Raw genomic sequence first — 12472 nt, 5'->3', positions numbered from 1 at the left:
CCTGAGCCTAGCCGCCCCGGGTGACGGCCCCGGCGCGTACCCGGCCGCATTCCGCGGTACGAGACGGTTCGGGCCCGGGAACCGCTGCGGGGACGGCTGCCGGACCGCGCGCAGGGCCGGGTGGTGCGTCGTACGGCGTGGTCGTCCCGGCCCGCGCACCGGACGGGCCGGGACGGCCGTGCCGTACCGCCGCGGCACAGGGGACGGACGGCTTCCCGCCGCGGCGTACGGGGGCGCAGGAGGGCTGCGCGGCACAAGGCGCGGGCGGGCCGGCCGGGAGGCGGAGCCCGGCGGCGGCCCGCCCGCGCCGCCTCAGCCCACCTTCAGCTTCTGGCCCGGCCGGATCAGGTCCGGGTTCGCGCCGATGACCGACTGGTTGTCCTCGTACAGCTGCCGCCAGCTCTCCGCGCCGTGCCGCCGGGCGATGTCGTCGAGGGTGTCGCCCTCACGGACCTCGTAGTAGAAGCCGCGGAACACCGTGCGGGACTCCGGCTGGGTCTGCTCGCCCGTACCGCGCGCCTCGGCGCCCTGCGGGGCCTCCTGCGGCGCCTGCTCCTGCGCCTGCGGGGCCGTCTCCGGCTGGGTCTCCGGCTGGGCCTGCGGTTGCTGCGGCGCCGGTGGGGCGATCTGTCCGGCGGCCGGACTGCCCGCGGCCAGGCCCGCGCGCGGGCCGCAGTTGGGCCACGCTCCGGGGCCCTGCATGGCCAGCAGCCGCTCGGCGACGGCGAGCTGCTGCTGCTTCGACGCCAGGTCGGCGCGCGGGGCGTAGCTGCTGCCGCCGGCGGCCTCCCAGCTCGACTGGGAGAACTGGACGCCGCCGAAATAGCCGTTCCCGGTATTCGTCGTCCAATCTCCTCCGGACTCGCACGCAGCTACCCGTTCCCACGTATCGATGGGCGCCGCGGCCGCGTTTTGGGCACCGAGCACCGGCAGGCCGATCGCGGTTCCGGTGGCCCCCACGAGAACGGCCATGCGGGAGTGTGCGCCGAGGCGTGCCTCCGCGGCGGGGCGGCGGTGCTTACCCGTTCCGGCAGGAAGAAGCATGATGCTCTTTTCTCACCGACGCCTGCGAGGTGAGCTGTCGGGTGCGGGCTGTGAGTGCCCGGCCGTACGTCGAGCGTGCGGCTTGACCCCAAGCCGCCCGGTCCGCCTTCTCGTTGGACCGGAGCGGCGCTTACCGTGGGTCCCCCGCTCCTGTCAGCGGTGCTACATGCACAGGTGGCCCGGGTGAACGCCGACAGGATTCGGCGTGAGGCGATCACCGGGACTCGCGTTGCGAGCAATGTGACGGTAAGCACATAGGGGTGTGCGATTCAAAGACCTCGGAAAGTGCCGCGCCCGGTTTTCCGTCCGTCAGGTAGCCCGGTCAGCCGATTACGTCAAATATGACTAATCCGCGCCGACTTCATCAGCCGCCGGTTCAGTTCCCACTCAATTCGAGTTCCTGACCAGGCTTGATGTTGTCGGGGTCCTGACCGAGCGACTTCTTGTTCCCGTCGTACAACTCGGACCATCCACCCGTCAGGGAATGCTCTCTGGCAATTTCCGAGAGGGTGTCACCCGGTCGGACGGTATAACTGCCGTCACCCACCGCGGCGTCGCCGGATTCGCCGGCCTTGCGGTCCTCGCCGCGCTCCGCCGGGTCGCCGGGGATCTCGGCGATCCACTCGTGGCCCGGAGCCGGCCGGTCGGTCTCGTCGGGCGACTGGGAGGCGCCGGGGGTCTCGACGGCCTCGCGCGGCGTCTCGGGGGCGCTGGGAGAGGACGAGATGCCGGACGGGGCGGACGGGGTGGGCGTCGCGGAGGCGTCCGGGGCGCGGTGCCGGCCGGAGCCCTCGGAGGCGTCGGTGGTGTCGGAGCCGTCCTGGCCCGTCCACTCGCCGGGGCCGCCGTCGCGCTCGCCCGGGTCCTGGGAGCCGCGGTGCTTGCCACTGCCCTCGGCGGACTTCTCCGCGTCGCGGTCGGCGCCGTCCTTGCGGTCCGTACGCCGGTCGTCGTCGTCCTGGCCCTGGGAGCCGTCGGCGGCACCGGGGTCGGGGGCGAGGGTGGGCGGCGCCGTGGGCGGCAGCGGCAGCTCGGCGCCGGGGTCGACCTCGGGGACCGAGTCGTCGCCCTGCAGCCCGGCGTCCTCCGCGCACTCCGGCCACGCCTTGTCGGCGCCCATGCCGGCGAGGACGCGCTCGGCGACCGTGATCTGCTGCGCGCGGCTGGCGAAGTCGGGCTGCGAGGCGAACTCCTCGCCGCCGTACTCCTGCCACATGGCCACCGTCAACTGCAGGCCGCCGTAGTACCCGTTGCCCTCGTCGGCGCTCCACAGGCCGCCGCTCTCGCACTCGGCGACCCGGTCCCACGTGCCGGCGTCGGCGGCGCTCGCGCCGCTCGCGCCCAGCAGCGGCAGGGCGAGGCCCGCCCCGGTCGCACCGGCCGCGACGACGAACGCGGGGGCCTGGCGGGGACGTCGGTGGCGTCCGTTACCCGAGCGCATGCGAGTGCCTTTCGTTCCCAGTGTGTTCGAGCCAGTGGCCGAACTTAATACCGAAGTACCTGCGATCACAAGTTGATCGCCTGACAGTCACGCGCAGATCACAGAGACGGGCCGAAGTGCACCGGCAGGGTCCGAAGGCCGCGCATGATGAGCCCGCCGCGCCACCGCAATTCGGACGTCTCGGCGGCGAGCCGCAGGTCGGGAAGGCGGCGCAGCAAGGTACCCAGGGCGGTCTGCGCCTCCAGCCGGGCAAGGGGTGCGCCGAGGCAGTAGTGGATGCCGTGGCCGTAGCCCACGTGCTGATTGTCACGGCGGGACAGGTCCAGTTTGTCGGGGTCGGCGAAGCGGGCGGGGTCGCGGTCGGCGGCGGCGAGCACGACGAGGACGGGGTCGCCGACGTCGACGCGCTGCCCGCCGATCTCCAGCGGCTCGGTGGCGAACCGCCACGTCGCCAGCTCCACCGGGCCGTCGTAGCGCAGCAGTTCCTCCACGGCGGAGGGCAGCAGCGCGGGCTCGGCGGCCAGCCGGGCGCGCTCGGCGGGGTGGGTGAGGAGGGTGTACGTGCCGTTGCCGATCAGGTTGACCGTGGTCTCGAAGCCGGCGAAGAGCAGGATGAACGCCATGGCGGCGGCCTCGTTCTCCGTCAGCTTCTCGCCCTCGTCGGAGGCGCGGATGAGGCCGGAGATCAGGTCGTCGTCCGCGGCGTCGCCGCCGCCGAGTGCCGCACGCTTGCGGTGGATCAGTTCGGCGAGGTAGGCGCGCATCTTCTTCACGGCTCGGGCGACGCCCCCGCGGGGGCCCTTGCCGTGGTGGATCATCACCGCGGCCCAGTCGCGGAAGTCGTCCTGGTCCTCAGCGGGGACGCCGAGGAGGTCGCAGATGGCGTAGATCGGCAGCGGGAAGGCGAACTCGTGGATGAGGTCGGCCTCGCCGCGGTCCGCGAAGCCGTCGATGAGCCGGTCGGTCAACTCCTGCACGCGGGGCGCGAAGGCGGCGACGCGGCGGGGCGTGAACGCCTGGGAGACCAGCCGGCGCAGCCGGGTGTGGTCGGGCGGGTCGATGTTGAGCAGGTGGGTCATGAGGCCGGCGCTGCGCTCGCCGGGGATGCCGGTCTTGTCGCTGTGGTGGCGCGACGGGTTCTTGGACAGCCGGGGGTCGGCGAGGGCCTGGCGGGCGTCGGCGTAGCGGGTGACGAGCCAGGCGTCGACGCCGCTGGGCACGGTGGTGCGGTGGACGGGGGCGTGGGTGCGCAGCCAGGCGTACGCGGGGTACGGGTCGGTGGCGAACTCCCAGCTGAAGAGCGCGGGCTCGGGCCCGTCGCCCGCGGGCGGACCGGACACGTCAGCGGGCGCCGGAGGGGCCGCCGGAAGGGGCTCCACTGGAAGGGGTGCCGTTGGCGTCCCCGGCCGGGGGCTCGGCTTCGGCGGCGTCCTGCCCTGCGGTGCCGTACGGTTCGGCCGGCACGCCCGCGCCGCCGTTCGCGGCGGCCTTCTCCGCCGTGCGGATCGCCTCCCGGTACGTACGCGCCGCGTCCCGCAGCGCCGTCTCCGGCTCGACGCCCTGCGCCTCGGCCCGCAGCGCCAGCGCGAGCAGTTCCGCGCCGAACCCGTCCACGGGCGCCTCCTGGACGTCCAGGCCCGCCGTGCGGGCGCGGCCCGCGAGCTTCGCGACGAGGGACAGCGACGGCTGCGCCAGCGGGACGCCCTCCGTGACCGACGTGCGGCGCTTTTCTATGGCCTTCTCGCGCAGCCAGTGCGCCTTGACGTCCGCCGGGGTCTCGGCGACCGCGTCGCCGAAGACGTGCGGATGGCGCCGGACCAGCTTCTCCACGAGGGTGCCCGCGACGTCGTCGATGGAGAAGGGCTCCTCGGGGTCCTCCTCCGCGATCCTGGCGTGGAAGACGACCTGGAGCAGCACGTCCCCCAGCTCCTCGCGGACGGCCTGCCTGTCCCCCGCCTCGATCTCCTCGACCAGCTCGTAGACCTCTTCCAGGCTGTGCTTCGCCAGCCCCGCGCTGGTCTGCCCGCTGCTCCAGGGGCACTCGCGCCGGATCCGGTCCATCACCTCGACCACGTCGACCAGCCGGGCCCCCGGCACGTCGTACGAACCGGGGAGCAGCTCCAGTGACGGCATCTCCTCCCGCCCCGAGCCCGCCAGCCGCGCCAGCCCGTCCGTCAGGCCCGGCTCGCCGTCGGCCGCGGCGACCACGACGACGGTGGCGCCCGAGGCGCAGAAGTCGACCAGCTCGCGGGCGTCGGGATCGGTGGTCTCCACGGCGACGCCCGCCTCCCGCAGATACGGCATCTGCGGATGCGCGGCGTCGGCGCACAGCACGCGGTCGGCGCCGCGCAGCGCCTCCCAGGCGGGCCAGGACAGCAGCCCCGGGGCGACGCGGTGGGTGGTGGTCAGCAGAACGATGCGGCCGGTCACGTCCCCGACCGTAGCCGACGCCGCCGACAGCCCGGCACCGGCCGCCCCGCGGCGGCCGCTACCGGCCGCGACGCCCGCGCCGCCCGCTCACTGCTGCTGCGGGACGGCGCCGTCCTCCGCGGTGGCGCTGACCTGCTTGATCCACGGGGTGTCTGCCTGCGCCAGCCGCACCTGCTCGTTGTCCCACGTGCCGAACCGCGGGCTGACGTCGATGCCCAGGTCCTCCGACGCCTCGACCAGCAGCCCGCCGAGCTGCGCCTGGCCCTCCTGCGTCTGCGGGTTGATGCCGAGCTTCTGCACCAGCCCCTGCACCATGAGCTGCTGCTTGTAGTGCGTGTCCAGGCCCTCCGGCGGAATGCTGTACTGCTGGAGGTACATGGCTTCGAGCTGCTCCTCGCCGCCGACCGACTCCGCCTCGGCCCGGCGGGTGCGCTGCACCTCGCCGCGGGGGACGGTCACGCCGTGGTTCTCCGCGGCCTGCTCGATGACCCGCCCCTGGAGCATCGTGTTCAGCGTGTCCACGCTGAGGTCGCCGCTCTGGTCGATCATCTCGTCGGCCTGGGCGCTGGCGTTCTGCGCGTCCCGCACGTCGGCGACCCGGTTCTGCAGCTGCGAGACCGTGATGCGCTCGTCGTCGCCGAGCACGGCGGCGGCTCCCGCGCGCGGTTCGCCGCTGCACGAGCTGAGCAGCGGCACGGCCGCGACGATCGCGGCGGCGGTTACGGCGAGCGCTGTCCTGCGCATGGCTGCCTCCCGGGCGGCTCTCCAGCGGCGGCTTGCCACTTCGTGATCCGGATCACGATCTTATGCAACGGGCGGCCGGCGCCACCACTGCCAAGGCACGACTTGTCTGTTCGGCCGTCATTCATGTTCCGTACACCGCGGCACAAGAAGGTTCGGCAGTGACCGTATCCGACGTGCCCGCGCAGCCGGCAGCCGCCTCCACTTCCCCGCCGAAGCGCACTGCCGGGGACCCCGCAGCCCCGGTCGCCGCCGCCCCGGTCTCCGCCCCGCAGTCCCGGCGGCCCGGCCACCGCTACGACGTGGACCTCATCCGGCTGCTGTGCGCCTGCGGCGTCATCCTGGGGCACACCGGCTCGGAGTTCATCGACGCCGTCGGCCGCCAGGAGGCGAACGGCGCCGCCGCGTACTGGGCGGGCATGACGGCGGACGCGATCAGCCGGTTCGCCGTCCCCATGTACTTCGCGATCGCCGGCTGGGCGGTCCTCGTCGGCGCCCCGCCGCGCGACGGGCGGCGGCTCGCGCAGCGCATGGTGCGCATCGTCGTCCCCATGGGCGTGTGGACGGTCGTCTATCTGCTGTGGGGCAAGTGGCAGTCGACAAATGAGGACCCCCTGCGGGACCTCGCCGTGGACGCCGCGTTCGGGACGGTACGCCCCGCCTACCACCTCTGGTATCTGTACGCCTACGTCCCCGTCGTCCTCCTCCTCGGCTTCGTCGTCCTGCTGCGCGCGGGACGCCGCCCCTGGTGGCTCGGCGCGGTGCTCCTCGGCTTCGCGCTCGGCCCCGGCCTGCTGGCCGACGCGGGCCGGGTGGCGGACTCGGGCACGCCGTCGTTCGGCTGGGGGTTCGGCGTCTACTCGCTCGTGTACGCGGCCGGGGGCGCCCTGCTGTTCTCGCTGCGCCCGCGCAGCGGACGCGGCATACGCGCGCTGTGGCTGGGCGCGGCGACGGCGGCGATGCTGGGGGTGCTCGCCTACCAGACGCAGGTGAAGTACGTGATCCCCAACGCCCACGTGCTGGTGGCGGTGTTCACCGGCGCGGTGCTGCTGACGCTGACCCGGGTGCGGGTGCCGGAGCGGTGGCGCCCGCGCCTCAAGCACGTCGCGGGGGCCGCGTTCGGGGCGTACCTGGTGCACCTGATGGTGATCAGGACCCTCGCGGAGCCGCTGGTGTCGGCGGATCCGGGCGGCGCGGAGGCGGTGCTGCTCACCGCGGGGATCTGGGCGGCGAGCGTGGTGCTGTCCTTCGGCGCGGCGCTGCTGTGGCAGCGGCTGGGCCTGCGGCGGCTGCTGGGGTAGGCCGGCCCCCGCCGGGCAGGGCCGGACCGGCCGGGCAGGCCGGAGGCGCGCGGCGGGGCCGGACGGACCGCCCTACGGCTTCGTCAGCGCCCTGCGCACCTTCCCCAGCGCCCTGCGGGCGTTCGGCACCCGGCCGAGGTTGCCGCCCGGCAGCCGCAGCGCCGTCAGCCGCTTGCGCTTGAAGTACGGGTGCGTGACGGCGTCCAGGTGCACCGCCAGCCACTCCTGCGCGCCCGGCCGCAGCCGCGCGTGGTTCTCGGCCTGCATGCAGTACCCCACCGCCGTGAGCAGCCCGGCGAGTTGGGCCGCGTCGCGCGCCGGCCGGTCCGGGCCGCCCAACTCGGGGACGAGCGAGTCCACGATGGTGACGGGGATGCGGTTGCTGTTCTGGTACGGGGTCAGCCGCTCCAGCAGCGTGCCCGTGCCGACCCGGGCGACGGGGATGCCGTAGAGCGTGGCCGCGGTGAGCATCGCCGTGGAGAAGCAGCCGACGACGAGCCGCGGGCGCAGCGTGCCGTACAGCGCCTCGGCGAGCATCGGCTCCTCCTGCACCGTCAGCGTCACGCCCGCGTCCGCGGCGGCCTTCTGCAGCACCGTGGAGTAGCGGGCGGGGGCGGTGGGGTGGGGCTTGAAGAGGACCGCGCGGTGGCCGGCCGCGGCGGCGCCGCGCAGCATCCGCTCGTGCAGCGCCTCCTCCTCGGCCTGGCCGAGGATGTTGAGCGCGGCGAGGTACTGGCCGAGGAGTACGGCCGTGGGCGCGCCCTCGCCGCCGTTGCCGGCGTCGCCCGCGGGCGTGGCGGCGGTCACCTCGTCGAGCACGGCGCGGAACGCCTCGTTCGGCACCACCTCAGCCGGCACCCCGTGCTCGGTGAGCAGCAGCGGCGTGAGGCCCGGCACGAGGTCGAGGTGCAGCAGCCGCTGCACCCGGCAGGCCATGTGCTGCGGCAGCCGCTCGCGGGTCGGGCCGTAGCTCATCAGCCCGTCCGCGTACACGTGCACGTCGGCGTCGGCGAAGATCGCGACGAGCGCCTTGGCGGGCGGCGCGGTCACCGACTCGACCACCAGGTCCAGCGGCCCGTCGCCGATGCCCCAGGCGCGCCGCAGCAGCCGCTGGAGCAGCGGCACGTCGCCGCCCTTGGGGTGCCAGGCGGCGGGGTGGTGCGGGCGGATCTCGCGGTTGTAGTCCAGCACCTCGTCGAAGCGGGCGGAGACCGGCGTCCAGCCGTGCATCTCGGGCAGTTGGACGGCGGTCTCGGGTACGGCCGCGTTGTTGGCGACGAGCAGGATGCGCCGGGCCGCGGAGCGCGGCCCGAACTGCCCGGCGTCCAGCGCGGCGGCGAGCGTCGCCGCCCCGTACAGCGTGGAGACCTCGAAGATCTGGGTGCGGTGCTCGTGCACGGCTCAGGCGACCCTTTCCGGCTTTCCCGTACGGTCCTGCTTCCCCTGCTGCGCCGTGCTCGCGGGCTTCCCCCGCCCCGACGCGCGCAGTTGCCGCAGCATGCGGCCGCGCTGCTCGTCCATGCCGCGCAGCGTCTCCTCCAGCACGTCCTGCGGCATGCGCCGCAGCGCCTCGGCGGAGGCGCGCTCCAGGCGTCTGGCGAGGCCGGGTTCGAGGCGCTCGGAGTTGCCGCGGTGGAAGGCGATGAGGGCGCAGTAGGTGCGTACGGCCTTGGGCAGGAAGCGGTCGGCGTCCGGGTCGGCGCGGACGGCGGCGAGCATCGCGTCGTGCGCGGGGATGAAGTCCAGCTGGCGGTCGTCGCTGATCTGCGTGAGGGAGGTCTTGACGCCGCGCCGGTAGAAGACGCCGATCAGGCCGGTGACCGCGAAGGTCTCGGCGGTCAGGTGCAGCATCCACGTCCACAGCCGGTCCTCGGCGGTGCGCAGTTCGGCGGCGAAGCGCCCGGCGCCGTCCTCGAACAGACGGCGGTGGTATATGCCGGCCCAGACGAAGGGGTAGTCGACCATCGTTTCCTGATTGGCCTGACCGATGCCGTCGCGGGCCGCGAGTATCGTGTCGCGGCGCCTGGCGGGCGCGCGGCGCACGATGCGCTCGCGGCCGGTGGACTGCACGTGGTCGGTGCGGACGAAGTCGGTGCCGTACCGGTCCATGGCGGCGACGAGGTCGTCCAGATAGCCGGGCGCGTACCAGTCGTCGCCGTCGAGGAACGTCAGATAGTCGCCTCTGGCCGCGTCGATGCCGCTGTTGCGGGCGCGGGCGATGCCCTGGTTGGTCTCGTGCCGGACCACGCGCGCGCCCGGCAGCGTCCCCGCGGCGCGGTCGACGATCTGCGGGGTGGCGTCCGTCGAGCAGTCGTCGACGAGGATGAACTCGCGGTCGGCGCGGGCGTTGCGGGCCAGGCTGCGCAGGGTGTCCTGGGCGAATTCCTGCACGTTGTGAAAGGGCACGATGACTGACAGTTTGGGCACTGAGCAAGGCTAGAAGGGCAATCGTTTAAACGGTTGCCGCGCAGGAGGCGGGCGGGTGAATTCTCGGTGCCCGGCGTGGAAACGTGCGCGGTGGCGGACGTGCTCCCCCGGTCCACCCGCACGGTGTGCTCAGTCCGTGTCGGTCGCCGCCAGCACCGCCAGCCGGCGGCGGTCCGCGCCGACCGCGGCCAGCGCGAGGTCCCAGGCCACCAGCTCGAACCAGCCCGTGTCGGCGACGAAGCCGTACCACTCGCACGCGCCCGCGCACGCCTCCACCTCGCCGGCGCCCGCGCCCTCCGCGGCCCCGGCCAGGCCGGCGAGCGACTCCCACGCCGCGAGCCGCCCGTACGCGCCGCCGCGGCCTGCGCCGTACGCCCCGCCCGTGGACGCGGCGACGAAGAGCATCCCCCACGCGTCGGCCGGCGAGCAGGCGACGGCGGCGAAGGGATCGCCCGCCGGCGCTTCCCGCAGGCAGTCGAGGCCCAGCGACAGCAGCGTCTCCGGTACGGCGCGGGGCGCCGCCGGCGCCGCGAGGTCGAACACCCGGGCCTCGACGCGCGCGTGGGACTCCTCGGTCCAGCCCGCCACGGCCGCGGCGATGCGCCCAGCGCGCGCGTCCGTCGTCGTCTCCTCGGCCGCCGGTACGCGCCCCGCCGCGCCGGGCGCCGCCGGGCCCACCACCGTGCCGGGCCCCAGCGCGCCGTACGGCAGCGCCCGGCTGCTGCCGCTCCGCCCGTGGGCGGGCAGAGCCGGCCGTCCTTCGACGGCGGACAGTGTCAGCGGCAGCCGGCCCAGCGGATGCCGGTTCAGGTACGGCGACGCCGCCGCCCACTCCGCGATCCCCGGCGTCGCGGTGACGGCGACGCCCCTGAGGACGAGTTCGTGCAGCAGGCAGGCCCGTAGCTCCTCGGGGGCGTCGGCCGTGAAGACCGCGGCCAGCTCCGCCGCCGGCCGGCAGCCGGCCAGCAGCGAGGCCGCGTGGCGCTCCAGCGCGGGGCCGGTGTGCGCCGCGGTGACCAGCCGCACCGCTTGGGCGCAGTGCCCGGGGCCGGGGGTCGTCGCCAGCAGCCGCAGCAGGTGGTCGAAGACGCCGCGGTACTGCCACACGCCGCCGCCGGTCCCGTACGGCCGCGTCCCGTGCGCCACGGTCCTGTCTGCCACGGTCCCGTCTGTCCCGGTCGCGTGCGCCCCGGGTGCGAACGCCCCGGGTCCGAACGCCTCGGCGAGGGCGACCCCGAGGTCTCCCGCGAAGCGGGCGTCCCCCCGGGCGACCCGTTCGTCGGCCTCCGCCCACACGGCGCGGACGTCGCCCAGGCCCGGCAGGGCCGCGACGATCTGCTGTATCCGGTCGGTCACGGCGCCGAGCGTACGCCGTGCCGCGGCCCGGCCCGGTCCGCGTCGTCCGGGCCCGCCCGCACATCGGGCGTCACGCCGCGCACTGGCTCCGCAGCGCTTCCTTGTCCGCCGTCGTCACCGGCAGTTCGTACTTGAGCGCGACCTGCGCGAACCGCACGCCGTACGCGCAGCGGATCTCCTCGTCCGGCGGCAGCCACTCCCCCGGGCCCGAGTCGCCCTTCGAGGAGTTCGCCGGGCCGTCGACCGCGAGCAGGTTCAGCGGGTCGTTGGCCAACTGGCGGCGCTTGTCCTCCGCCCACGCCGCGGCGCCCATCTGCCAGGCGTACGACAGCGGCACCACGTGGTCTATCTGCACCGCCATCGAGGACGACGGCCCGCGCTCGAACTCTATGTCCCGCCCGGCGTACGGGTCGGCCAGCTCCATCGTCTCGACCACGCAGTCGTCGCCGCTCCGCAGCCGTACGTCCTGGCCGTCCCTGCGCAGCAGGTCGTTGCGGGTGTCGCAGCCGTTCCCGGCAAGTGGGACGCCGGTCGCGCTGTCCAGCCAGGCGGAGCCGAACTCGTCGCGGTCGTAACCGGAGCCGGAGCCGGACCCGGGGCCCCCGGTGGCGAGGTCGCCGATGAGGCGCCGGGCGGCCTCGCGGTCGGCGGCGGTGGTGAGGGGCGCGAGGCCGGGGGCGGTGCCGTCGGGGTTGTCGAGGGGGGAGGCGGCGCGGCCGGGGGCGCTGCCGGCGGGGGGCTTGTCCGCCGGGGGCGTGTCCGTCGCGGCGTCGCAGCCGGTCAGCGTCACGGCCGCCGTGGAGGCGGCGAGGAGCAGCGGCAGCAGGCGGCGTATTCGTATCACGGCACTCGCACTTCGCGTCGGAGCCGGGAACCGGCCGGACCCGGCTCCGCATGCTAACGGTGTCCAGGTCGGAATACCCTGGCTGCCGATCCCGACACCGACACGCTGGAGAAGGCAACTTGGCCGCCTCACGGGCCGCGCTCACCCGGGACAGTCTGCGGGTGAGGATCGTCGTGCAGAAGGTGCGGCTGGCCGGCACGGAGTACCGCGTGATCCGGCCGGCCGGGCCGCTGCGGAACGGCGCGCTCTACAAGGCCGGCAGCCATTACGAGATGTACGTGGACCGGACGGACGGCCGGCGCATCGGCACCCTGTGGCTGCTCGCGGCGCGCTCCCCGCGTTCGCTGGTCTACCTGCCGATGCGCGCCACCCCGCCCGTACCGGGCATCGGCGTCGACGGCGAGCGGCCGCTCGACCTCCTGCTGGCCCCCCGCACGGCGCCGTTGCGCCCCTCGCGGTGGAAGCGGATCCGGGCGTGCCTGCGCGCGGCGAACGCCGCCCGGGAACTGCACACCGCCGGTGTACCGGAGCGGGACCTTCCCGACCTCGACGCCGACTACGTCGTGCCGGACGACCCGAAGCAGGCGGACGAGTTCCTCCTCCGGAAGGACGTCTACGCGGAGACGCTGCTGCTGACCGGCGGGGCCGCGGCGTTCCGGGAGGGGGCCAAGGAGATCTTCGCCGTCACGAAGTACGGGCCGCCGAGAGCGGCCACTTCGCTCTACATCCCCGGCGCATGCAACTACCACGTGTGCCGCCCCCTCTACGACTGGGGCCTGGACCCGCTGCACATGAGCGAGTGGGAGCAGTTGCACGTGGAGTTCTGCCCGCGCTGGACGAGATGAACGGCCACCGGGCAACTGCTCCCCCTCGCCGGTCAGGACACCG

11 protein-coding genes and 1 riboswitch are annotated in these 12472 nt (G+C 74.3%); of the genes, 2 read left to right on the top strand and 9 right to left on the bottom strand.

Features of this window, described 5'->3' with window-relative positions:
* Positions 1-312 precede the first annotated feature (312 nt).
* The 5 genes from LG396_RS33415 to LG396_RS33395 form a co-directional block, all read right to left on the bottom strand.
* Positions 313-972, bottom strand: coding sequence for a LysM peptidoglycan-binding domain-containing protein (locus LG396_RS33415; RefSeq protein ID WP_225797624.1), 660 nt, complete (start codon positions 970-972; stop codon positions 313-315).
* A 76-nt stretch (positions 973-1048) separates the two neighbouring features.
* Positions 1049-1213, bottom strand: a riboswitch (cyclic di-AMP (ydaO/yuaA leader).
* 207 nt (positions 1214-1420) lie between these two features.
* On the bottom strand, positions 1421-2485 hold the full coding sequence (locus tag LG396_RS33410) for a transglycosylase family protein (protein ID WP_225797623.1): 1065 nt from the start codon (positions 2483-2485) through the stop codon (positions 1421-1423).
* Positions 2486-2583: 98 nt separating this feature from the next.
* On the bottom strand, positions 2584-3825 hold the full coding sequence (locus LG396_RS33405) for a cytochrome P450 family protein (protein ID WP_225797622.1): 1242 nt from the start codon (positions 3823-3825) through the stop codon (positions 2584-2586).
* A gap of 1 nt (position 3826) precedes the next feature.
* Positions 3827-4915 carry a nucleoside triphosphate pyrophosphohydrolase gene (locus LG396_RS33400; RefSeq protein WP_225797621.1) on the bottom strand — a complete coding sequence of 363 codons (1089 nt, stop codon included), beginning with the start codon at positions 4913-4915 and terminating at the stop codon, positions 3827-3829.
* Positions 4916-5002: 87 nt separating this feature from the next.
* Complete coding sequence (locus LG396_RS33395; RefSeq protein WP_018838372.1) at positions 5003-5659, bottom strand: SurA N-terminal domain-containing protein; 657 nt, start codon at positions 5657-5659, stop codon at positions 5003-5005.
* Positions 5660-5832: 173 nt separating this feature from the next.
* Between LG396_RS33395 and LG396_RS33390 the strand changes: the two genes are divergently transcribed.
* Positions 5833-6957, top strand: a complete 1125-nt coding sequence (locus LG396_RS33390; RefSeq protein WP_308190149.1) for an acyltransferase — start codon at positions 5833-5835, stop codon at positions 6955-6957.
* A gap of 72 nt (positions 6958-7029) precedes the next feature.
* On the opposite strand, the gene LG396_RS33385 is transcribed toward LG396_RS33390, so the two are convergent.
* The 4 genes from LG396_RS33385 to LG396_RS33370 form a co-directional block, all read right to left on the bottom strand.
* Positions 7030-8355 carry a polysialyltransferase family glycosyltransferase gene (locus LG396_RS33385; protein ID WP_225797619.1) on the bottom strand — a complete coding sequence of 442 codons (1326 nt, stop codon included), beginning with the start codon at positions 8353-8355 and terminating at the stop codon, positions 7030-7032.
* A 3-nt stretch (positions 8356-8358) separates the two neighbouring features.
* Positions 8359-9384 (bottom strand): glycosyltransferase family 2 protein, encoded by a 1026-nt coding sequence (locus tag LG396_RS33380; protein WP_225797618.1) that lies wholly within the window; start codon positions 9382-9384, stop codon positions 8359-8361.
* A 129-nt stretch (positions 9385-9513) separates the two neighbouring features.
* Positions 9514-10740, bottom strand: a complete 1227-nt coding sequence (locus tag LG396_RS33375; protein ID WP_225797617.1) for a DUF6183 family protein — start codon at positions 10738-10740, stop codon at positions 9514-9516.
* Positions 10741-10810: 70 nt separating this feature from the next.
* Entirely contained in the window at positions 10811-11584 is a 774-nt protein-coding gene (locus tag LG396_RS33370) for an HNH endonuclease family protein (RefSeq protein ID WP_225797616.1), read from the bottom strand.
* Positions 11585-11745: 161 nt separating this feature from the next.
* Here LG396_RS33370 and LG396_RS33365 point away from each other — a divergent pair, with 161 nt between their 5' ends.
* Positions 11746-12429 (top strand): hypothetical protein, encoded by a 684-nt coding sequence (locus tag LG396_RS33365; RefSeq protein WP_225797615.1) that lies wholly within the window; start codon positions 11746-11748, stop codon positions 12427-12429.
* Positions 12430-12472: the final 43 nt, after the last annotated feature.

The sequence above is a fragment of the Streptomyces aculeolatus genome (assembly GCF_020400605.1).
Lineage (GTDB): Bacteria > Actinomycetota > Actinomycetes > Streptomycetales > Streptomycetaceae > Streptomyces > Streptomyces aculeolatus.
This window is presented reverse-complemented; position numbering and strand designations above follow the sequence as displayed.

Excerpts from the sequence above, each read along its gene's own strand:
- LG396_RS33415 (WP_225797624.1), bottom strand. The coding sequence starts at position 972 with ATGGCCGTTCTCGTGGGGGCCACCGGAACCGCGATCGGCCTGCCGGTG.
- LG396_RS33410 (WP_225797623.1), bottom strand. The coding sequence starts at position 2,485 with ATGCGCTCGGGTAACGGACGCCACCGACGTCCCCGCCAGGCCCCCGCG.
- LG396_RS33395 (WP_018838372.1), bottom strand. The coding sequence starts at position 5,659 with ATGCGCAGGACAGCGCTCGCCGTAACCGCCGCCGCGATCGTCGCGGCC.